Source organism: Aeromonas sp. S8(2024), from assembly GCF_041403085.1.
Taxonomy (GTDB): Bacteria; Pseudomonadota; Gammaproteobacteria; order Enterobacterales; family Aeromonadaceae; genus Aeromonas; species Aeromonas dhakensis.
This window is the reverse complement of sequence record NZ_JBGLRF010000003.1, coordinates 596371-617903: the sequence shown is the minus strand read 5'-3', so window position 1 is coordinate 617903 and position 21533 is coordinate 596371. Positions and strand designations below refer to the sequence as shown.

At 56.9% G+C, this 21533-nt stretch carries 20 protein-coding genes; 9 read left to right on the top strand and 11 right to left on the bottom strand.

The genetic code is table 11. From position 1 onward, the window contains the following. Nucleotides 1-23: 23 nt before the first annotated feature. From ACB031_RS11655 to ACB031_RS11610, 10 genes are all read right to left on the bottom strand, one after another. Nucleotides 24-1178 (bottom strand): 1-propanol dehydrogenase PduQ, encoded by a 1155-nt coding sequence (locus ACB031_RS11655; RefSeq protein WP_258120116.1) that lies wholly within the window; start codon nucleotides 1176-1178, stop codon nucleotides 24-26. A 15-nt stretch (nucleotides 1179-1193) separates the two neighbouring features. Further along, nucleotides 1194-1451 carry a EutN/CcmL family microcompartment protein gene (locus ACB031_RS11650; RefSeq protein ID WP_010634663.1) on the bottom strand — a complete coding sequence of 86 codons (258 nt, stop codon included), beginning with the start codon at nucleotides 1449-1451 and terminating at the stop codon, nucleotides 1194-1196. A 26-nt stretch (nucleotides 1452-1477) separates the two neighbouring features. Further along, nucleotides 1478-3064: an acetaldehyde dehydrogenase (acetylating) gene (locus ACB031_RS11645; RefSeq protein WP_201892289.1), complete on the bottom strand. Its 1587-nt coding sequence runs from the start codon at nucleotides 3062-3064 to the stop codon at nucleotides 1478-1480. Between the two features lie 53 nt (nucleotides 3065-3117). Continuing rightward, nucleotides 3118-3396 (bottom strand): BMC domain-containing protein, encoded by a 279-nt coding sequence (locus tag ACB031_RS11640; protein WP_002442217.1) that lies wholly within the window; start codon nucleotides 3394-3396, stop codon nucleotides 3118-3120. 14 nt (nucleotides 3397-3410) lie between these two features. Next, entirely contained in the window at nucleotides 3411-3695 is a 285-nt protein-coding gene (locus ACB031_RS11635) for a BMC domain-containing protein (protein WP_017766566.1), read from the bottom strand. A 16-nt stretch (nucleotides 3696-3711) separates the two neighbouring features. Then, nucleotides 3712-3990, bottom strand: coding sequence for a BMC domain-containing protein (locus ACB031_RS11630; protein WP_010634659.1), 279 nt, complete (start codon nucleotides 3988-3990; stop codon nucleotides 3712-3714). 685 nt (nucleotides 3991-4675) lie between these two features. After that, on the bottom strand, nucleotides 4676-5191 hold the full coding sequence (locus ACB031_RS11625; protein ID WP_010634658.1) for a FidL-like protein: 516 nt from the start codon (nucleotides 5189-5191) through the stop codon (nucleotides 4676-4678). Next, on the bottom strand, nucleotides 5191-6000 hold the full coding sequence (locus ACB031_RS11620; protein WP_211051480.1) for a winged helix-turn-helix domain-containing protein: 810 nt from the start codon (nucleotides 5998-6000) through the stop codon (nucleotides 5191-5193). The genes ACB031_RS11625 and ACB031_RS11620 overlap by 1 nt, the downstream gene beginning before the upstream one ends. Nucleotides 6001-6021: 21 nt before the next feature. Further along, nucleotides 6022-6594: a TetR/AcrR family transcriptional regulator gene (locus ACB031_RS11615; RefSeq protein WP_211051477.1), complete on the bottom strand. Its 573-nt coding sequence runs from the start codon at nucleotides 6592-6594 to the stop codon at nucleotides 6022-6024. Nucleotides 6595-7009: 415 nt separating this feature from the next. Continuing rightward, nucleotides 7010-7924 (bottom strand): LysR family transcriptional regulator, encoded by a 915-nt coding sequence (locus ACB031_RS11610; protein ID WP_371139601.1) that lies wholly within the window; start codon nucleotides 7922-7924, stop codon nucleotides 7010-7012. Between the two features lie 153 nt (nucleotides 7925-8077). Between ACB031_RS11610 and fdhD the strand changes: the two genes are divergently transcribed. The 3 genes from fdhD (at nucleotide 8078) to ACB031_RS11595 (ending at nucleotide 12836) form a co-directional block, all read left to right on the top strand. Beyond that, nucleotides 8078-8884 (top strand): formate dehydrogenase accessory sulfurtransferase FdhD, encoded by an 807-nt coding sequence (gene fdhD / locus ACB031_RS11605; protein WP_349933957.1) that lies wholly within the window; start codon nucleotides 8078-8080, stop codon nucleotides 8882-8884. Continuing rightward, a complete protein-coding gene (locus ACB031_RS11600) occupies nucleotides 8871-11159 on the top strand; it encodes an FdhF/YdeP family oxidoreductase (protein ID WP_371139600.1) in 2289 nt (762 codons plus the stop codon). Before fdhD ends, ACB031_RS11600 begins: the two co-directional genes overlap by 14 nt. A 321-nt stretch (nucleotides 11160-11480) precedes the next feature. Then, nucleotides 11481-12836, top strand: coding sequence for a tyrosine-type recombinase/integrase (locus tag ACB031_RS11595; RefSeq protein WP_371139599.1), 1356 nt, complete (start codon nucleotides 11481-11483; stop codon nucleotides 12834-12836). Between the two features lie 14 nt (nucleotides 12837-12850). Here the strand turns inward: ACB031_RS11595 and ACB031_RS11590 are convergent, their stop codons facing one another. Continuing rightward, the gene (locus ACB031_RS11590; protein ID WP_371139598.1) at nucleotides 12851-13768 is read right to left on the bottom strand and encodes a WYL domain-containing protein; all 918 of its coding nucleotides are present in this window, start codon (nucleotides 13766-13768) and stop codon (nucleotides 12851-12853) included. Nucleotides 13769-13868: 100 nt separating this feature from the next. Here ACB031_RS11590 and ACB031_RS11585 point away from each other — a divergent pair, with 100 nt between their 5' ends. The 6 genes from ACB031_RS11585 (at nucleotide 13869) to ACB031_RS11560 (ending at nucleotide 21519) form a co-directional block, all read left to right on the top strand. Next, the gene (locus tag ACB031_RS11585; protein ID WP_371139597.1) at nucleotides 13869-14291 is read left to right on the top strand and encodes a hypothetical protein; all 423 of its coding nucleotides are present in this window, start codon (nucleotides 13869-13871) and stop codon (nucleotides 14289-14291) included. 125 nt (nucleotides 14292-14416) lie between these two features. Then, nucleotides 14417-15016 (top strand): DUF1819 family protein, encoded by a 600-nt coding sequence (locus ACB031_RS11580; RefSeq protein WP_371139596.1) that lies wholly within the window; start codon nucleotides 14417-14419, stop codon nucleotides 15014-15016. Next, on the top strand, nucleotides 15013-15627 hold the full coding sequence (locus tag ACB031_RS11575) for a DUF1788 domain-containing protein (protein WP_371139595.1): 615 nt from the start codon (nucleotides 15013-15015) through the stop codon (nucleotides 15625-15627). Before ACB031_RS11580 ends, ACB031_RS11575 begins: the two co-directional genes overlap by 4 nt. Then, complete coding sequence (gene brxC / locus ACB031_RS11570) at nucleotides 15548-19420, top strand: BREX system P-loop protein BrxC (RefSeq protein WP_371139594.1); 3873 nt, start codon at nucleotides 15548-15550, stop codon at nucleotides 19418-19420. The genes ACB031_RS11575 and brxC overlap by 80 nt, the downstream gene beginning before the upstream one ends. A 90-nt stretch (nucleotides 19421-19510) precedes the next feature. Beyond that, complete coding sequence (locus ACB031_RS11565) at nucleotides 19511-20755, top strand: AAA family ATPase (protein WP_371139593.1); 1245 nt, start codon at nucleotides 19511-19513, stop codon at nucleotides 20753-20755. Nucleotides 20756-20757: 2 nt separating this feature from the next. Then, the gene (locus ACB031_RS11560; RefSeq protein WP_371139592.1) at nucleotides 20758-21519 is read left to right on the top strand and encodes a hypothetical protein; all 762 of its coding nucleotides are present in this window, start codon (nucleotides 20758-20760) and stop codon (nucleotides 21517-21519) included. The last annotated feature ends 14 nt before the right edge of the window (nucleotides 21520-21533 follow it).

Sequence of the window (21533 nt, the reverse complement as noted above, 5' to 3'; positions counted from 1 at the left end):
GGTAGGTTCTCCAGTTCTTGTTCTTAGTGGCCGGCGGCGAGAGTGCCGCACCATGCCTTGCGATAGAGTTCGGTCAATGCCCGGGCATCCGGTGCGCGCGGGTTGGTCGGGGTGCAGTTGTCGCGCAGCGCCTGGCTGACCATCTCCGCCAGCCGCTGGTCGAAATCGGCAGCGAGGAGGCTGGTATCGCCAATGCCGGTTGGCATCTTCATCTCGTCTTTGAGCGCCTGGATGGCCACCAGCAGGCTGTTGACCCCTTCGCGCGGCGTATTGGCGGGCAGGTCCAGCAGGTGGGCCAGGCGGGCATATTTGTGGGCGGCCTGGGTATCGCACTGCCCGTCGTGGTCGGCGTTCCATGCCACGACCTGCGCCATGAGGAGCGCGTTGGCACGCCCGTGCGGGACGCGGAATACGCCGCCGAGGGCATGGGCCAGGCTGTGGGTGATGCCGAGCGAGGCGTTGGTGAAGGCCATGCCCGCCATGCAGGAGGCGTTGTGCATCTTCTCCCGCGCCAGCAGATCGTGGCCGTCGCGCCAGCAGGCGGGCAGGTAGCGAAAGACCTGCTGCACCACCTTTTCCGCCAATGCGTCGGAAAAGTCGCTGGCCGCCCGGGAGACATAGGCCTCCAGCGCATGGCACAGCACGTCCATCCCGGTGTCGGCGGTGATGGCGGGCGGTACCGATGCCACCAGCGACGGATCGAGAATGGCGATATCCGGCAGCAATGACGGGTCGACCAGCACCAGCTTCTCGCTGCGGGCCTTGACCACCGAGAAGCTGGTCACTTCCGAGCCGGTGCCGCTGGTGGTCGGGATGGCCACGAAGCAGGGGCGCTCGCGCCCCAGATGCGGGCGGGTTTGCGCCAGGGCGAACATGACCGCTTTGGCTGCATCAATCACCGAACCGCCGCCCAGCGCGATCACCAGATCCGGATAGCAGCCGTCCATGAGCTTCATGCCGCGCACGACCGTGGTGATGTCCGGATCGGCCACTACATCGTCCCAGCACAGGAACGGGATGCCGCGCTGGCGCAGGATCTGCGTCACCCGGTCGGCCAGGCCAACTTTCACCATCATCTGATCGGTGACCAGCAGCGCCTGGCGGGCGGGCACTTCGGCCAGGGCGGACAGGGCGTCCTGACCGAAGCGGATCCGGGGTTTCAGCAAAAATTCACTCATTGGGTCATTCACTCCTCAAGCGTCCCGAAACACCTTCTCGACAATGGCGACCACCGACATGGCCTTGTAGCGGTCTCTGTTGAGCGCGAGGTACTCCTCGGCCAGTACGACGTCGTGCATGCCTGCGCCGACGCTGTCGACGGCGACCCAGGAGCGGTCCTTCATCGGTTGCTGCTGATCGTCCAGCTGGGTGATGAGCAGCAGGTTGCTGCCGCGCAGCTCATCGCACTTCTGCGTGGCGACGACATGTCCGGTTACCTTTGCGAGAATCATGGTTTTTATCGCCTTATCTAAATGGGTTACTTGCCAAGGCGCTCAAGCACCTGACGGATGACCCGCTCCACGTTCTGCTCGCTGATCTCGCCGCCAACCTCGGCGGTTGCGCCGGCAAAGCGGTCGTCGGCGCTGTGGCAGGCCGGCGCCGGGGCACTGAAGCGGGCATCGTCGAGGATGCTACAGGGCTGGGGCGCGGCCAGGGCGGCGCTGGCGGGCTGCACCGCAACCGGCTGGATGGGGGCGCGCAGCTCTTCGATGGTGCGCACGCCATAACCCACCTTGCGGATGTTGAGCAGGTTCATCGGGCCGACGTTGTCGGAGCTGGAGCCGCCGCCGACGGCGCCGCAGCCGAGGGTCAGGGCCGGTGTGAGGTTGGTGGTGGCACCGATGCCGCCGAGGGCGGCCGGGGTGTTGATCAGGATCCGGTTGACCGGTTTTTCCAGGCTGAACTGGCGGATCACGTCCTGATTGCGGGTATGGATCACCAGGGTGTGGCCCAGCCCTTCGTTGGTCAGCAGCTCGACCACCCGATGACAGGCGGCGCGCCACTCCTCTTCCACGTAGAGGCCGAGCACCGGGCAGAGCTTTTCACGGGAGTAGGGGTTGCTGTGGGAGACGGTGGTCTGCTCGGCCACCAGCACGCGGGTGCTGGGGGGGGCGCTGAAACCGGCCAGCTGGCTGAGATGGAGCGCCGTCTTGCCCACCACTTTCGGGTTGATGGTGCCGTTCGGGCGCAGCAGCAGGGCAGCCATCTTGGCGGCTTCGTCTTCGTTCATGAAGTAGGCGCCCTGGGCCGCCAGCTCGCGATGAACCTCGTCGTAGATGCAGCGTTCGACGATGATCGACTGTTCGGAGGCGCAGATCACGCCGTTGTCGAAGGTCTTGCTGGTGATGATGTCCTTCACCGCCTGGTGAATGTCGGCGCTGCGCTCGATAAAGGCCGGGCCGTTGCCCGGGCCGCCGCTGATGGTCGGGGTGCCGGAGGCATAGGCCGCGCGCACCATGCCTTCGCCACCGGTTGCTAGGATCAGCGACACGTCCTTGCTGTGCATCAGCTCGGAGGTCGCCTCCAGGGTCAGCTGGGTGACGCCGTCCACGATGCCCGCCGGGGCTCCGGCGGCTTCGGCGGCGCGCTTGACGATTTCAATGGCTTTCCAGCTGCACTGGCGTGCGCCCGGGTGCGGCGAGAAGATGATGGCATTGCCCGCCTTGAGGGCGATCAGGGTTTTGTAGAAGATGGTGGAGGTGGGGTTGGTGGAGGGCACCAGCGCGCAGATCACGCCCAGCGGCACGCCCACGTCCATCACTTTTTTCGCCTGATCGTCATGAATGATCCCGACGGTCTTCATCTCTTTGATGGCATCGTAAACGTGCAGCGAAGCGAACCGGTTTTTCAGCACCTTGTCTTGCCAGTTACCAAAACCGGTCTCTTCTGCGGCCATTTTCGCCAGCGTTTCGGCATGGCGCGCGGCTTCTTCGGCCACGTTCTTCACGATGGCGTCGATTTTCTGCTGCGAAAAGGTGGCCATAATCACCTGCGCCTGTTTGGCGTTGCGCACCAGTTCTCTCGCGTTCTGGCGGGAGAGCAAATCGGTATCGAGTTCAATCATGAATCTATCCTTCATCAGACTAAAAAAGTGCGGGCGGGGCGTGCCCTCTCAGGTCATGCCTTGTGCTGCGCCGCGATTTTTTCGATGTCGTTGTGCGGGCGTGCGATGACGCGAGAGGTGACCACTTCGCCAATGCGTTTCGCCGCTTCCACTCCGGAATCCACCGCTGCATTGACCGCGCCGACGTCGCCTTTCACCATGGCGGTGACCAGGCCAGAGCCGACGTTCTCATAGCCGATCAGCTCGACGTTGGCGGCCTTGCACATGGCATCTGCCGCTTCGATGCAGGCCACCAGGCCTTTGGTCTCAATCAGACCAAGCGCTTCTTTCATCATGTTCTCTCCCGTTATTCGGCAATTTTGTACTGGGCGACAATCTTGCTGATGTCGTTGTGCGGACGGGCGATGACCAGCGAGGTCACCACTTCACCGATGCGCTGTGCGGATTCCACGCCGGAGTCCACCGCGGCTTTCACGGCCCCTACGTCGCCTTTCACCATGGCGGTGACCAGGCCAGAGCCGACGTTCTCATAGCCGATCAGCTCGACGTTGGCGGCTTTGCACATGGCATCCGCCGCTTCAATGCAGGCCACCAGGCCTTTGGTTTCAATCAAACCCAATGCATCACCCATTTGCGATCTCCCGGCCTCAAGCCTTGTGTTTAATGACGATCTTGTTGATGTCGTTGTGCGGACGGGCGATGACCAGCGAGGTCACCACTTCACCGATGCGCTGTGCCGACTCCACGCCGGAATCCACCGCCGCTTTCACCGCGCCGACATCCCCCTTCACCATGACGGTGACCAGGCCGGAGCCGATGTTTTCATAGCTGATCAGCTCCACGTTGGCGGATTTGCACATGGCATCCGCGGCTTCAATGCAGGCCACCAGACCTTTGGTTTCGATAAGCCCCAATGCATCACCCATGGTGATCTCCTCAGAACAGATTGTGTGGTGTGGTTAAGGAACCCCGTCCGTGTCACGGCGATGAGCCACGGTTGCGGCGTTCAATCGCCACTATAGGTATTGGCGGTATTTGTGGAATTTGAATCTTTAAAATTGAGATATTTAGTTTGTTGTTCTGAATTTATGATTTTTATAAGCTGTATTTATCTATTTATGCTGCAACTACGAGGCTGTTTTCGCCTTGCATAAGGCCGAATTCAGGCCCGGGAAAAGATCGTCTGTCGATGTTAATGAGTTGTTGGGCAATGGGGGTGGAGAGGTAATTCGGCCGGCTGCTAACTGTGGCGGAGCTCATGTTTTGCTGGCGAGGCTAAATGTAAAAAGTGAGCCGGGTGTGACGGGAAGGAGAGATAAGGGCGGTGATGGCGGGTCAGACGGGGGAGGTTGCATTGAGAGCGGGGCGTGAGTCATGTGGATGCCGGCGCGAGAGTGGATAGGGCGGGCTGGAAAAGTAGCGGGAACCGGTCCTGCCTGGTGATGCGCAAGGGGCGTCTTGTCGGCACGGATATGCAGTCGGGAGAAGGGGTGGCAGGCAGTCACCACGGCATTGCCTTCAGGGCAAACAGGCGGACAAAGCCGCATGAGGGCCGAGTTATCAGGGGCTTGCGCGGGTCAGTTTGTCGGGGCATCTGCCGTATTGCCGGGACTAGTTCAGTTCGCTACCGGATTTGAGGGTGCAGATCCAGAGCGGCGAGTTGATGGAGCTCAGCAGTATGGCCTGCTGATTGAGCCGCTGGGCGCTCAGAAACAGCCCATCGTGACTGTCGGACATCTCGCGCATGAAGTAGTCGAAGATCACGTCCGGCGATTGATCGATGGAGGAGGCGCTCGCTTCCCATTTGTTGATGCGGTACTGACGCTCGGTGGCGGAGACCCGGTTGCTGCTGTAGGTAAACGTGACGTAGCGCTGGAGGTAGAGCCAGCCCGCGGCCGAATCGGTATAGCCTTCAACCACCATGGAGCCTTTCCCCTGGCGGCCGAAATTGAAGTGGATGTTGCCGTTGACGTTCTCTTTGTTCATGTCCTCAAAGCGCATGATGCCTTTGGTGGCGCAGCTCATGACGCCATCATTTTCGGTGGGCAGCTGGTAGCAGGCATAGAGTGCCGCGGCGAGGAACAGGGTGCAGGAGAAGAGAAAGAAGGGACGCGGCGCAAGTCTCATCACGGCTTCCAAGAGTAGTAGAAATAGTTGTCGCAATAGCTGAACGGGTTATCTTCATGCATGGCGCAGTGGGCCAGAAATACCCGGCCCAGGCCGTTGGTTTCCAGTCTGTCCCCGTAGAAAAACAGAAAACGCTCGCCGGGTTTGCAGCTGATGTTCAAACGCTGGCGCACCTGCTCGAAATGCTCACCGTAGGTCGTGGCGCTGACCGAGCGCAGCATCTCGTCGCTGGCCAGCAATTCGCACTGGCTGTTGGGGATCCTGGTCAGGGTGACGGGGCGCGGCTCACGGCCATTCAACAGACCGAATGCCAGCAGCATGAGGGCAAACGCGAGCATGCAGCCCCCCGCGATGTACCAGCAGATGCCGCGTGAACGGGGGGTGAGGGGAAGTGGCCATTCGGCAGGGTCGAATGCCGGCTCGGCGGCGGCCACCGTGGAGGGCGAAGGTACTATTTCAATGGACGGTGCAGGCGCATGCTCAATAGGCTCGATGATGACCTCGGGATTGAGCTGCAAATAACCGCGCGATACCGTGATGATGATATTGTCGATATCGTAGTGGCGAAAAGCCTTGCGCAATATGCTCAGGTATTGGTTGAGGTTGCTGTTCGATGAGGTTAATCCGTTATCGTCCCAGACTTTTTTAAGCACCTCTTCGCGGCTGACAATTCCGGTATTTCGCAAGAAAAAATAAAACAGCGCATTGGCAGTGATGGATAATTGGCTGTCCGGCTCAACACTTTCCCGCTGAGTCAGGGAACCATCGGTCGCGTCATAAATGAAGCGGGCATTGATGTGGTAGCGCATCTCGGCCTCAATCCATCAGCTTCACGTGGGGAGCGTCATATTATGCAGGGTCTTGACCAGCGCCTGACGGTGCTCGCTGCTCATGGTGCGCCCTTCGGTCAATTCCGATAGCCAGATGCCGTCTGCGGCATAACGTACCAGGGTGCCGGTATGGCCATTATCCAGCTCATCCCCTTGCGCCAGATGCGCCAGCATCCAGTCACGCCAGCATTGTCGCAGCACCGGCTCATCCGGCATGGCCAGCGAGAGTACCATCAGCTGGCGGCTCTCCTGGGTGTCCGTCAGTTCAGGAGCAGAAAGATAGTGCAGGTAAGCACGGGTAAAGCGGCCGTAGGCGGTCTTGTCTGCCGCCATCAGTGCTGAGATGGCCTCTTCCATGATGGCCAGCAGACGCGCAAACAGGGCAAAGATCAGCGCCTGCTTGTTGGGGAAGTGGTGCAGCAAGCCCCCCTTGCTCACCCCGGCCTCAAAGGCAACGGCGTTCAACGACAGGGCGGCGATACCATCCCGGCCGGCGATGGTGGCGGCCGACTCCAGCAGTTGTCGATAAAGACGTACAGGGTCTTTTTTTCTATGTTGGGTGTCGATGTTCATGGCCCAATCATACCGACCAGACGGTATGATCATTCTTGATCGCCATCAATATGAGGAAATGGGGAGCGGAAGGAAAAGTCGTTATTGTGTGGTGCTTCACAAACAACCTTTAAATAACGATGAGAGAATCGCTTTAAATATTTAAATTGGATTTATTTGAGAACTCAACTTGTCTGTTGATCACGGCGAGTTTATCTCCTGATTAAAGTGATTTTCAATGAGGAATAACTATTTAAAGGAGTCTGGATTGGGATTAAGTTGTCATTTATTTACCTCATTTCAGCAATCATTTTCCTGAGTGTTTATCTCTTCTTGTTAGCCAGTGAGCGGTTGTTTTTTAGCGGGAAGGTATATATTTCTGCCACCTTTGGTCATGGCAGAAATATAAAAAAGCAGTGTGTTTGTTGGCGTCACCCTATTTTTCCAGGGGGGCGTCCGCTTCTTGCACCAGCTCGAGGAAGGCGCGCATGGCGGGGGTGATGCTGTGCTGGCGGGTGATGAAGGCGGTGTGGCCGATGTCGCGTTGCGGCGCCAGCGGCAGGCAGACCAGATCCGAGAGCTTGCTGGCGGAGCGGGCGAGGCCGGCACTGACGATGGCCCAGCCCAGCCGGTGGCGCACGGCGCTCACCAGGTGAAACAGGGAGTCGGTTTCCAGTACCACGTCAAGCCGGATGCCGGCCCGCTCGGCGGCGCGGTCCAGGTACTTGCGAAACTGCATGGTGCGGCTGGGCAGTACCAGCGGCTGCTGCTGCAGTGCGGTCAGGGTCAGCTCGTCGCCGGGGAGGCGCTGATCCGCCTCGTCGCGGTTCATCAGCACCGCCATCTGGTTGTTGCCCTGGGGATAGAGGTGAAAAGTCTGTCTGGCGGCGCCGGTGAGCGGCTCGTCAAACCCCAGTCCGATGTCGCACTGGTGCAGCTCCAGCTGTGACAGCAGGGCTTCGTTGCTGAGTACCGAGAGACGAATGACGATGTCGGGGTAGCGCTGCTTGCAGCGGGCGATGAGCGGCATGATGTCGACATTGGACTGGGGCACGATGCCGATGCGCAGAGTGCCGGAGAGCTCGCCATGAAACAGCGCCAGCTCCTGCTTGAGCGCCTCCTGCTCCAGCAGCATCCGCTCGGCATACTGGCGCACCAGCTCGCCCGCTTCGGTGAGGGCGACGAACTGGCTGGTACGCACCACCAGATCGGTGCCGAGGTTCTTCTCCAGCGCCGTGATGCTGGCCGAGAGGGTCGGCTGGGTGATGTGGCAGGCCTTGGCCGCCTTGGCAAAATGCTGGTGTTTGGCCAGCTCGTGGAAATAGTGCAACTGCTTGATGTTCATGATCATGCGGGAGGTGAGGGGAGGATGGATTTAAAAATTAATCAATTGAAAAATCGTCGTCAATAGAACAACTCTATTGCCATATAGATTTATTTCATTGGTTTTGCGTCTGCCGCCTCTCTAAACTTGAATGCAGTTTGCATTTTTAGGCCAACCTGCATGCCTGCCTACACGCCCGTCGAGATACCCGTCAATTTGCCTGCCTCGCCCGCACTGGATCATCTGGTGGAAGAGGTGGCCGTCGCCATCAACATCAATGGCATCAACCATGCGGTGATGATGGCGACCCCGGACGATCTCGACGACTTTGCCGTCGGCTTTCTGTTTGGCGAGGGGATCATCCGGCACAACCACGAGGTCCATGACATCCAGAGCGCGCCAGCCGAGCAGGGGATGGTGCTGGACATCACCATCGCCAACCGCTCCCTGGCCGCCCTGGCCCGGCACAAGCGCCGGCTGACCGGGGCGACCGGTTGCGGCATCTGCGGCGTGACGGCGGTAGAGCAGGCGCTGCCCGCACTGTCGGTGCTGCCGCTGACGCCGCCGCTGGATGGGGCCTTGCTGGCGGGGCTGCGTGCGCAGATCGCCCAGTGGCAGCTCAAGGGGCAGCAACACGGCGCCCTGCATGCGGCGCTGGCGCTGGATGCCGAGGGCCGGATCCTGCATTGCCGGGAAGATATCGGGCGCCACAATGCCCTCGACAAGCTGATCGGCCTGCTGTTGCGCCGGCACAGTGCGTGCGACACCCTAGTGGTGACCAGCCGCTGCGGCAGCGAGCTGGTGCAAAAAGCCGCCCGCTTCGGTGCCCGTCACCTCATCTGTCTGGCATCGCCCAGCCAGCTGGCGGTCAGGCTGGCCCTCAAATACAACCTCAACGTCGTTCATATTCCCAAGTTTGATGCCCCGGTCAGCTATTCGAGCTATCGCCCGGCGGATCCCATCGGAGAGTGCCATGAGTCATATTGAAAAGCCCGCCAAAGCAGGCGGTTTTTCGTCCCTGCAATCCACCATGAAACAGGTGCTGCGCAGCCAGAAGACCCGTCAGAACATCAAGAACCTGTTGCGGGTCAACCAGACCGACGGCTTCGACTGCCCGGGCTGTGCCTGGGGTGACAACGATCACGGTACCTTCCAGTTCTGTGAGAACGGCGCCAAGGCGGTGGCCTGGGAATCCACCGGCAAGACGGTGGGGGCCGAGTTTTTCGCAGCCCATTCGGTGCGCCAGCTGGCGACCCAGAGCGACTACTGGCTCGAGTATCAGGGGCGGCTGACCGAGCCGATGCGCTACAACCCGGCGACCGATCACTACGAGCCGATAAGCTGGGATGATGCCTTTGCCCTGATTGCCGACACCCTCAAGGGGCTGAATAGCCCGGACGAGGTAGAGTTTTACACCTCGGGTCGAGCCAGCAACGAGGCCTCCTATCTTTATCAGCTGTTTGGCCGCCTGTTTGGCACCAACAACTTCCCCGACTGCTCCAACATGTGCCACGAGGCGAGCGGGGTGGCGCTGATCCAGTCGGTCGGCATCGGCAAAGGCACTGTTGTGCTGGATGACTTTGACCTGGCCGATGCGGTGTTCGTCTATGGCCAGAATCCGGGTACCAACCATCCTCGCATGATGAATGCCCTGCGCCAGGCGGCGCGTGGCGGCTGCAAGATCGTCAGCTTCAACAACTTGAAAGAGGTGGCGCTGGAGCGCTTCGCCAGCCCGCAGAGCCCGCTCGAACTGCTGACCCCGGCGGCCACCACCATCAGCCACCAGTACCTGACGCCGAAACTGGGGGGCGACATGGCCGCCATGCGTGGCATGGCCAAGTACATCCTGGAAGAGGCGCCAGAGGCGGTGGATCGCGACTTCATCGCCCGCCACACCCGCCACTTTGCCGAGTACGAGGCACAGGTACGGGCCACCGACTGGGCGGCGATCGAGCAGCAATCCGGCCTGACCCGCGCCGAGATCGTGCAGGCCGCCCGGGTCTTTGCCGCCAGCCAGCGCATCATCAGTTGCTGGGCCATGGGGGTGACCCAGCACCTGCACTCGGTCGATACCATCCGCGAAATCGTCAACCTGCACTTGATGCGCGGCCAGATTGGCAAGCCGGGAGCGGGGCTCTGTCCGGTAAGGGGCCACAGCAACGTGCAGGGCAATCGCACCATGGGGATCAACGAAAAGCCCACCGCTGCCTTCATCGACCGGCTCGAGCGTCACCTGCAGGTGAGTCTGCCGCGGGCCGCAGGTCACAACGTGTACGAGGCGCTCAAGGCGCTGCATGAGGGCAAGAGCAAGGTGCTCATCTGCCTGGGTGGCAACCTGGCGGCAGCGGCGCCCGACACCGACTTCACCTACGGGGCGATGAAAAAGGCCGAGCTCAACGTGCAGATCAGCACCAAGCTCAACCGCAGCCATCTGCAGGTGGGTAAGGCGGCGCTGATCCTGCCCTGCCTCGGTCGCACCGAGCTCGATATCCAGCACAGCGGCAACCAGAAGATCACGGTGGAGGACACCTTCAGCATGGTGCACGCCTCGACCGGCGCAGCCGAGCCGGTGTCGCCCCTCTGCCTCTCCGAAACCGACATAGTGGCGCGGATGGCTCATGCCACCGTGGGCAGCGAGCGGGTCGACTGGCTGGCCCTGCGCGATGACTATGCGCGTATTCGCGATCTCATCGAGCAGACCATCGCCGGTTTTGCCGATTTCAATGCCCGCATCCAGCAGCCGTGCGGTTTTCATCTCGATAACTCCGCCGCCAAGCTGGTGTGGAACACCGCCAGCGGCCAGGCAGAGTTTCGTGCCAGCACCCTGCCGCACTCTGTGTTGCCGGAGTGTACCCGCCATGCCGAGCAGATGTCGGATCAGCCGATGTTGCTGCTGCAGAGCCTGCGCTCCCACGATCAGTACAACACCACCATCTATGGCATGGATGATCGCTATCGTGGCATCAAGGGCCAGCGCAACGTGGTGTTCATGAACGAGGCGGATGCTCGCCAGCTTGGCTTTGCCGAAGGGGACAGGGTCGATATGGCGGCCATCTGCAACGACGGGCGCGAGCGCAGCGTGACCGGTTTTGTGGTGGTGATCTACGAGATCCCGCGCGGCAACATCGCGGCCTACTATCCGGAGACCAACCCGCTGGTGCCCATTGACAGCATAGGGGCGGGCTCGTTTACCCCGACCTCCAAGTCCATCCCGGTGCTGGTGACCGCCTCCAATCGGCAGGACAATCTGTTGCTGCTATGAGCTGAGAGGTTTGCAGGCTAGCCGGTTCAAGCCGGCCTGCCCCAGGCAGCAGAACCCGGACATCCTATAAACAACAACGCCGCATAAGCTATGCGGCGTTGTTGTTTTTCAGCTCTGGTGCCGGTAACAGGAGTCGAACCCGCGACCTTCGCATTACGAAGCCCATAAGTTGGCGTCCAATACTGTCGAATAAAGTCCAGGGTTGTTTATTAAGTATTTGATACTGTGTGTTTTTATTGGTTTGCTGTATCCAGCGTTGTCCAATGGTGTCTACCTCTATACAATGCTTTTTAAGTACGCGAGAAAGTACGCGAGAATGGCATGATCAAGACTGATAGAGAGTGTAGTGCCCTGACCCCTTCCGAAGGAAAGCAAAGGGTGGTGATGACGGTCTCCAGTGGTGGCAATAAGGGGCTCAGTTTGGAGGCGAGAGCCGGAGCTGCGTCAAAAAGCTGGTTGTATCGCTTCTACATTGCACAGAAGCAGCACAAGATGACGCTCGGCAGTTACCCGTCAATGGGATTAGCGCAAGCCAGAGAGGCACACGCTCAAGCTTCGCTTCTGGTCAAACAGGGTATCGACCCGCGCCAAGTAGTGGCAGATGCCAAAAAGAAAAACGAGCAAATGCTCACGTTGGATGAGTTGTTCAAACAATGGCTAACCCACAAATCCACGGTCAAACGTCGCAATGGCGTCCAGACCGAGATCAGTCCGAGAACGGCATCCGATTATCGTCGTATCTACCAAGCTCATTTGGAAAAAGACCTTGGTAAACAGCGTGTCTGCGATATCTCCATGGCTGTCTTACATCGTCATTACCAGAAACTCCAGAGAGTGAGTCTCGAAGGTTTGCGTAAAGCGATGGGGATCATGAACCAGGTGATGGAGGAAGCCATGCGGCGGCAGTTGGTGGAGATAAGCCCAACGCTGGCGCTTAAGCCCAAAATTTATAATGCAACCCCTAATCCGCCGAGAGAGCGCTGGCTGCCAGTTGGAGAGTTACGAGCCTTGTGGTTGGCCCTGGAGGAGGGCGTGACAGGCGGTGGTGCTCTGGCGAGCGGAGGGCGCGGTATTGCCGCCAGTACGGTGCTTTCTGGTAGTGTTGCCAATGCTATCAAGATGATTATCCTGACTGCCGTTAGGCGCGGTGAAGTGATATCGATGCAATGGGCGCATCTGGATGGCGATCGCTGGACGATCCCCGAAACCAAGAGCGGGCGTCCCCATGTTGTCACGTTGTCACCATTGGCTCAGACCATCATTGAAGAGCAAAGAATGGTTTGTTCGCTAGTCAGCCACTACGTCTTCGAATCGAACACAAAGCTCGGTCACTCCATCACTGGCGATGCGTTGATGCGTGCGCTTGATCGGTTACAAAAGCGCAAGATGGGTGAATTTGAATCCTTCAGCGTGCATGACCTTCGCCGCAGCGTTGCTAACTGCTGTGGTATCGAGCTGGGCGCTGGGCCGCTGGAGATCGAGCACATGCTCAACCATCAAATCAGCGACAAGCTGTTACGTACCTATCAGGCTGGGGCACTACGTAATCCAGAGAAGTTACGAGCACTATTTTTGCGCTGGGGAGAGTATGTTCGCCAACATATCGCACGGCCAGAGTCGGTCGTTCAAACCGAAGTCGTGGGTAACGTGATTCAAGGTCGATTTGGCAAGCGGTAAAGGCCTCGATTTATCTATCGTTTGGGCAAATCTGCACTCCTGAGCTTGAAGATGCAGCCCTTGGTCACCAGCTCGTCACGGTTGGCTAGCACCAGCGGGTAGAGCAGGGGATGTTGTTGGTGTTCGCCGTTATAGCTCACCTGCATCCGTTCCAAAGCGTAATGCACCAAGGGGATCCGTTGGCTGATCAATAGCTGGTTCCCGGTCATGGCATAGTCTCTGGCAATGATGGCCTGCTGTCCCTCGCTGAGGCCTGGATTGGGAACGACTACAGCGGTCACCTGGGTGTTCCACTCCAGATCTTGATCCCGGCCGTGAGGGGAGGCATCCAGCAGATCCGGTTCGCCCCGAAAACGACTCATCACAAAGTCCAGATATTCCCCCTTCTTCTCGCAGTAGGCGCGTACATGCCAGCGGATCCCGTCATAGACCAGAGTGTGGGGCACGATATTGCGGCCACTCTGCTCCTCTGAACTGAGGGATACGTACTCGACATCGACCCGCAGCTGGCCACGGGCCGCCTGCACCAAACCGCGCACAATCCTGGGGTCGATATGGCGGTTTGGCACATCCAGTATTTCGATATGGCCGTAGCGCAGATCCATCAGCGGCAGTGTCAACAGGCCCGCTTCATGTTGTCGCTGGTGCTGCTTTTCACGGTGTAGCAGCATCAGGTACTCATCTACCTTGCCCTCACTAAAGCGCGGCACAAAGTGCTCTGTGGGTTTGTATCCCTTCAGGCTTCTGTCATAAACCAGCCCCTCCGGTGAGTAGTGTGTCAGGTAGTGGTTGATATCCCGTGATGCCTGTTGGCGACCGATATTGAAGGCGGTCATCAAATGATTGGTGGTCAGCCGTCCTTCCCACTGCAACACGATTTCTAGCAGACGAAAACGCAGGGTTTGATCCCAGGTGAGCTCTTTGGGTGCCATACGTGCTCCAAAATGCGACATGTTTATGTAACCAGTATCGGCATGAGTATACAGACGACATATACTGAGCCAGCTTGAAAATCCGCCCCAAGGACATGAAATGTCACTCTTATCTAGCACTGTGTTGAGTGCGGCCCTATTGTTGCTAGCGGTCCAGAATGTCTGGTCTACCGACTGTACTTATCGCAAAGACAGTCTCGGCAACACCCGTTATCAGTGTGATGATGGCAAGAGCGGCACCCTGCGCAAAGACGGCCTCTGCAACGTCAGAGATTCGCAAAGCGGTACCACCTGGCGGAAAGACTCCCTCGGCAATGTCCGCAGCAGCGAAGGCACCACCTACCGCAAAGACAGTCTGGGCAATGTGCGCGTCAGCAGACCCGGCACCGGCGATACGGTCACCTGGCGCAAGGATAGCCTCGGCAACCTGCGTGCCTCCGATGGCACCACCTGCCGCACTAACTCCTTGGGGCAGGTCAGATGCGATGGCTCGAGTACGCCACCGGCATTATTGGGCCAATAGCCAAAAAAGGTGGAATTGTCGCCGGGTGGGTTACTTAAGGGCGCTAACTGTGCGCCGGGTTAAAGGCATTGTGGCCAGATTCGCGTATCATAACGCCGTTTGAAGACCCCTGTTGTGGAGTAGTTATGACGGCCAAAGCGTATCTGGGTGACATCATCGGCGGCAGCATCATGCTGCGCGAAAGCAGAGTGATTGCCGCACTGCTGTTGAGGCAACCTGATGAGGCGCAATGGATAGATGCCATTGTGAATGAAAATGCCCTGCAAAAGCCCTCGTTGCACAGTGCCAAACGCATGGCATCGACCCTGCGCAAGCGGCTAGCACCAATGGGACCTGCATTCTGGGAACAACTGCTCATCATATCGGATGATTTGGCCAAACAGATGCTGCTATTGGCGACCATGTGTCACTCGCCGGTACTGACCGATTTTATGGCCACCGCCTTTGCTGATGCCCGCCGCATGTATCGTGAATCGCTACGCAATGACGATTGGCACGAGTTTATCGTCTCACGTCAGCGGGTGATTGAGGGCCTTGATAGCTATTCAGAGAGTTCAATCCAGAAGATGGGGAACAATGTCTTCAAGATCCTGGCGGATGTGGGTTATATCGAGTCAGGCCGTTCCCGAAAGCTACAGAATATTTATCTGATGCCAGAGCTGCGGGAGTGGGCGAGTCGGCTTGATTGCAAAAAAGCCTATGAAGCCATGGAGTCTGCACGATGAAGGTTCAATTGGACTGCAAGCCACAGCTGATTGCCCGCCTCGAACAGATAGAGACGCGACTGAAAAGCGAGAGCTTTCTGCACAATCGGGAGCTCGGGGGAGAGATAGGTTTTTACATCTTTGACTATCCGCCACAGTTCGAATTGGATGTGCGGGAATATCTGGATTTGAGTCTGCAACGCCTTGCTAAGCAGGGGTTGAGCTTTGTGTACATCAACCTGTTCGAAGCATTGCTGACTATCTTGCAGGAGCGAAAGCTACTGGATAAAGCCTTCGAACTTGAGCTGAAAAAAGGAACTGACGAACTTGCCAAGGCCCTTAAAGGGCCGCTTGAGCAAGGCCGCGTCGCTAAACACCTGATGGAGAAAATTCACTCGGCATCTCCGCAATTTGTGGTGTTAAGCGGTTTAGGCCAATGCTGGCCCTTGCTGCGTGGTCACAGCCTGCTCAACGCGCTTCATGCCCACATGGGCGCAATACCCTTGGTGCTGTTTTATCCTGGCCGTTACAACGGTCTTGAGCTTTACCCGTTTGACCTGGATCGTGCTGAAGTGGCGACAGCCAACTACTACCGCGCTTTCCAACTGGTACCGCATTCGTTCAAGTATTGATATTGAGCGGTTGAAGGTGTTACTAACCGACGAAAAACAAAAGCAGAAATTGGAATATCTAGTGGCAACAAACACGGGATCATCAATGCAAATTAAAGAGCTGTTTACCAAACAACTGGACAGGCCGATCAATGGCGTGGTGAAAGCAGAGCAGTTGGATGAGCAAATCATCTGGACTGAGCTTGATGAGTATGTGGTGACCCGCGAGCTTGATCGCCACCTGCGCCACTTCTTCGAGACCTATTTGCCGGGGGTCACTCACCCGGATGATTCCAGCGTGGCTGGCAAGATAGGCATCTGGGTATCCGGTTATTTTGGCTCGGGTAAGTCGCACTTCATCAAGATCCTCTCCTATTTGCTGGGCAATCAGCAAGCGATTCACGGCAGCCAGACCAAGACGGCGATTGAGTTTTTCAAAGAGAAGATCAACGACAACCTGCTTTATAGCGATATTCATGCGGCTGTGAATCGCCAGACTGAAGTGATCCTGTTCAATATCGACAGCCGTGCCGATACCGAAGACAAGGAAGACGCGATCCTCAAAGTGTTCTTGCGAGTCTTCAACGAGCGGCTGGGGTATTGCGCGGATCATCCTCATATTGCCCACCTAGAGCGTGAACTGGATGCGCGTAACCAATATCAGGCATTCAAAGCCAAATTTGCCGAACTGACCGACTCGACGTGGGAAGAAGAGCGAGATGCTTATGGTTTCCGTCGTGATGAAATGGCGGAGGCTTGGGCTCATGCAACCGGCCAGTCGGAAGCCTCCTCGGTGCAGAGCATGGAAAACCTCGAATCCATGTTTACCCTCGACATCAGCAATTTCTGTAAATGGGTAAGGGAGTATCTGGATCGTAGCGCCCAAGAGAGTGGCGGGGATGGTAAACGAATCGTCTTCTTAGTCGATGAAGTGGGCCAGTTCATCGGCAACAACACCCAGATGATGCTCAAATTGCAAACCATCACCGAGAATCTTGGTACTGCTTGTGGTGGCCGCGCTTGGGTGATTGTGACGTCTCAAGAGGATATCGATGCCGTACTTGGGGATCTCAGCGCCAAAAAAGGTCAGGACTTCTCCAAGATCCAGGGGCGTTTCCATACCCGGATCTCCCTCTCATCGTCCAACACCAACGAAGTGATCCAGAAGCGTCTGCTGGAAAAAACCGCAGCGGCCAAAGATGAGTTGGCCGATCTGTTTATCCAAAAAGGCGATATTCTGCGCAACCAGCTGGCCTTTGACGCGACCACCACCGCAGAGTTGGCCAACTATCGCGACAATGTCGAATTTGTCGATCACTATCCGTTCATCCCTTACCAGTATCTGCTGGTGCAGAAGGTGTTTGAAGCGATCCGCAAAGTGGGGGCAACAGGTAAACACCTTTCTCGTGGTGAACGTTCTTTGCTGGACGCGTTCCAAAATGCGGCACGTCAGCAGATGAATCAAGGTGTTGGGGTTTTGGTGCCGTTCCATGCCTTCTATCCTGCTATCGAATCGTTTCTGGATACCAACGTCAAACGCATTTTCGAACAGGCGGCTGAGAAACAGAGCCTCGATCCTTATGATGTCAGCATCCTCAAGTCACTGTTTTTGATCCGTTATGTCGATCTGGTTAAGTCCACGCTCGATAACCTGGTGACCCTCTCAATCGAAGAGATTGATACCGATAAAGTCGCACTCAGAAAACGGATCGAGGCCAGCTTGCAGCGTCTGGAGAATCAACTGCTGATCGCCCGCAACGGTGATGAATATGTGTTCCTCACCAACGAAGAGAAAGAGGTCGAGCAGGAGATCAAACACACTCTGGTTGAGAGCACTGAAATCACACGTCTACTGTCGAAGGTCATTTTTGATGAGGTAATGGGAGGGCGCCGCCAGTATCGTTATCCTGTCAATAAACAAGACTATCCAGTGAGTCGTTTCTGTAACGGTCATCCTTTCGATGGCAGCTTGCAGACTGATCTGGTGCTCAAAGTCATCTCTCCGCTTGATGCCAACTTCGATGGTTACAATGATCAGGGCTGCAAGGCGCTCAGTCTGGAAGGTCAAGGTAGCATCGTGATCCGCTTGCCTGATGAAAAGCGGCTATGGGACGAATTTGATACCTGGCTGAAAACTGAAAAGTTCCTGGCAAGCAACCGTAGCCAGCGGCCGGAACAAGAGAAGCTGTTGGCTGAAAAGGCGTTGGAGAATTCTCAGCGTCGCAATCGTCTCAAGTCGCTGTTTGAGGAGCTGGTGAAGCAGGCTCAGTTCTTTGCTATTGGCAACGAGCTACAGACCAAGTCAGGCAGTGTCGTGAACATGCTCGATGAAGCCTATCGCTACGTGATCGAGAATTCGTTCCAAAAGCTCAGCTTGCTCAAGAGCTGCGGTGCCAGCCCGATGCAAGAGCTTAAAGCGGTGATCGTTGCTGATGATACGGCGCAGCTCAACATGCATCTGGGTGACCAGGATCCGAACAGCAGTGCCAAGCAAGAAATTGAGTTTTACCTGAATGTGTCGGAAGAGGCGAACAAGCCGGTCTACCTCAAAGAGTTGCTCGAGCGTTTCAGTGCTCGCCCTTATGGCTGGAACCGCGATGAAGTGATGCTGCAAGTCGCTCATCTTGTATTGCTGGGTAAGGCTGCCTTATCGACCCCTAACGGCGATCTGCCACTTAATCGCAGCTATGACCAGTTCACCTCGGTGCGCAGCCATACCAGTCTGCGTATTCGTCGGGTACGCCAGCATAGCGAGCAGCAGATTGTGAAGGCTGCACGTATTGCCAAAGAGATCTTCCAAAAACCTTTCGATAGCAGTGAAAAAGAGCTGGCGAGCAAGCTGCAAGGGGAGCTAAGCCAGTGGCAGAAACTGCTTCAAGAGTTCGAGTTCAAGGCAAAGCAAGGCCATTGCCCTGGACAAGATGTGCTGGAGAGTGGCAAACGACTGGTGGCAGGCCTGTTGGAGCTGGGCAATAACAGCTATGCCCTGATCGAAGTGCTATGTGCCCAGGCCAATGATTTGCAGGATTTTGCTGAAGATTTTGAAGAGGTTGAAGAGTTCTATACCCGACAGTTTGACACCTGGCTGCAACTGCACCGCGCCTTGGGGGAGCAGTTCCGCGCTAACCGTCATGCGCTTGAGCAAGACCCGGATGCCGCAGCGCTATTGGCACAGCTGCAAGCCATTCACGATGACAAGCAGCCATATGCCAAGTTGCGTAACGTCGGCACCTTGGTTGAGCAGATTAGCGCGATTAACCTGCGCTTGGTGGAGCAGCAGCGCATCATGAGCCTCAAGGCTATCGAGCAAATTCAACATGGCATCCACTCCTCGGTCAGTGAATTGCCAGGCGATCTGCAAAATCAGGCCATGCGCCCCTTTGTATTGCTCAAAGAACGGGTGAGCAAGAGCGTCTCACTCCATGAGCTGGTCAGTCTGGTCAAAGAGGCGGATGACGAAGAAGACAAGGTGATCGAGCTCATCAACTGCTTTAGTGAACAGCAGATGCGCGCACAGCAGCAGGCAGAAAAAGACCGTGCTGAAGCAGCCAGAAATGTTGGGGTATCAGCGCCGTCACAGGTCCAGGAGCCAGCCGCAGGGGCGAGTAGCGGTAGCGCCCAGGCGACCGTTGAAAAGCCGGTTGTCAAACCTAAGCCCGCCCCTAAGCCGATCGAACTAGTCTCCCCCACCGAGCTGCTGGGCGATAACCACCTCTTTCTTGAGACTGAGCAGGATATCGAAGCCTATCTGGGCAAGCTGCGTAGTCGCTTGCAGCAGGCCATTGATGGTGGCAAACGGGTGCGGATCAAATAATGAGCAAATAGATACTCCTCTTGCCCTTGCCTATGTTGGCAATAAGAGGCAAGCGGAGTATCTGCGGAACAATCAAAAAAGGAGCAGCACATGCTGACCCATTTTGAAATAGACAACTTTAAATCGTTGGTTGGTTTTAGCCTGCCGCTTTCTCGCTTTAACTGTTTGATTGGGCTTAATGGTGCGGGAAAAACCACTGTGCTGCAGGCGCTCGATTTCGCCTCTCATGTCATGAGTGGCGAGGTAAGGGAGTGGCTGGATGCCCGTGGCTGGTCGGCTGCCGATCTCACGAGTCGCCTCGGTAATAAATCCAATATTGAACTGGCGTTAGAGTTAGATATCGATGGGTTGTTACTGCGATGGGAGGCAACGTTTAATCGCGTTCGACTAGCATGCACACGGGAGGAGGTGAAAGTAAGAAGCTCAGTACTGGAGGGTGCCAGGCAATACGAAATCATTGTTCGTGTAGATGGTGCAATCTACGAGCTTAAATCGGGTAAATATTGGCACCGCTCGGAAAGTGCAGACCCATCACAATGGAACGAAATTCCTTTTATTTACGAAGGCTCACTGCTTTCTCAGCTCAAAGACAATCAGCTCTCACCATTGCTACGTGAACTGCGCGAACGTATCAAAGCGATTCGTTCTCTCGATCTACTCTCACCAGAACAGCTGCGGCGTAAAACCCGTCTGTCGGATTTGACGGATGACATAGGCAGTGGTGGTCAGCAACTGGGCGCTTTTATTCACCAGCTTAAAGCTGTGCAGCGCGATCAACTGCTGCAAAGATTGCAGCGTTACTATCCTCAGGTCACCAAGATCCACACCAGCGTATTGCGCGGTGGCGCGATCAAATTGGAATTACATGAGAGCTATCAAGCGACTGCCCAAGATGGGCAGGAAAGCTTGCTGGCACAAGACATGGTCACCGAGGCCCGCCATATCAACGACGGTATGTTGCGTCTGCTGGCTATTTTGGCTCAGCAATTCAGCCCGTATCAGTTCGTTCTGTTCGACGAAGTTGAGAATGGGGTCAATCCGGAAATCACTGAAGCGCTGGTAGATGCGTTGGTTAACTCATCCAAGCAACTGCTGGTGACCACTCACAGTCCCCTGGTGCTCAACTACTTAGAAGATAACATTGCCCGCCAGAGTGTGCTGTTGATCTACAAGCGGCCAGATGGCATCAGTCGGGCGATACGCCTGTTTGATGTGCCCATGGCCGCCGAGCGGCTGGAATGTCTCTCGCCGGGAGAGTCGATGCTGGATCTGTCGCTGACTCGAGTCGCAGAGGCTGCTGAGCAGATGGTCGATCCCTCCCGTGGGGAGGGTTAACCATGCTGCATACCCTGCTAGCCTTCGGTGAAGGCCCGACCGATATGGGCCGTAGCCGTAATGCCCAAGCCTATGCCCATGGCGACGATCTGGAGGTCGGTCCCATGCTGCGGCTGGCGCATCGGTTATTGGCTCGTCATTTACCAGACTGGAATGCTGACCTGTTCGACTTGCAGCAGGAGCACGCTGTTCCCTCGGTATTGGTGGCCCCGGCAGAGATGAAGTCCTTGGTAAAAAGCGCCGCCATCAAATTGCCCAGCAAAAAGACTAAACAAGGCTACCTTATCCATAGCAAACGAGCTGCGGTGCTGGGTGAGTTGGCGCAGCAGAGCGGTTCACTCACCGAGGCCCAGCTGGCGATCTACTTTCACGATACCGACGGCACCAATCGCGAGCCTCATGACCCGAACGATCTTGTGCAGGCCGTGAATGAAGGGTTTCGCGCAGCAGGCTTTGCGGGTCAAGGCGTTGCCATGGTGCCGCAACCGACTTCAGAAGCCTGGCTTATTTGCTCGTGTAAGCCTGATGCCTATCAACATTGTGCCCAGCTTGAAACCCAGCTATCCGGCAATGATCGCTCACCTGCTCGCGCCCCCAAGCTGGTGCTGGGGCACCATTTGGGAAACCCCGATTATCACCGCGGTGATCTCGTACCAGTGGTGAATGCTATTGAACTCGACCGGTTGGATATGCCGACCTTTAACCAGTTTCGAGATGATTTAAAGCAAGGGATCCTCAATCTGTGCAGGGCGATAGATGACTAAGCCCGTCATCAGCT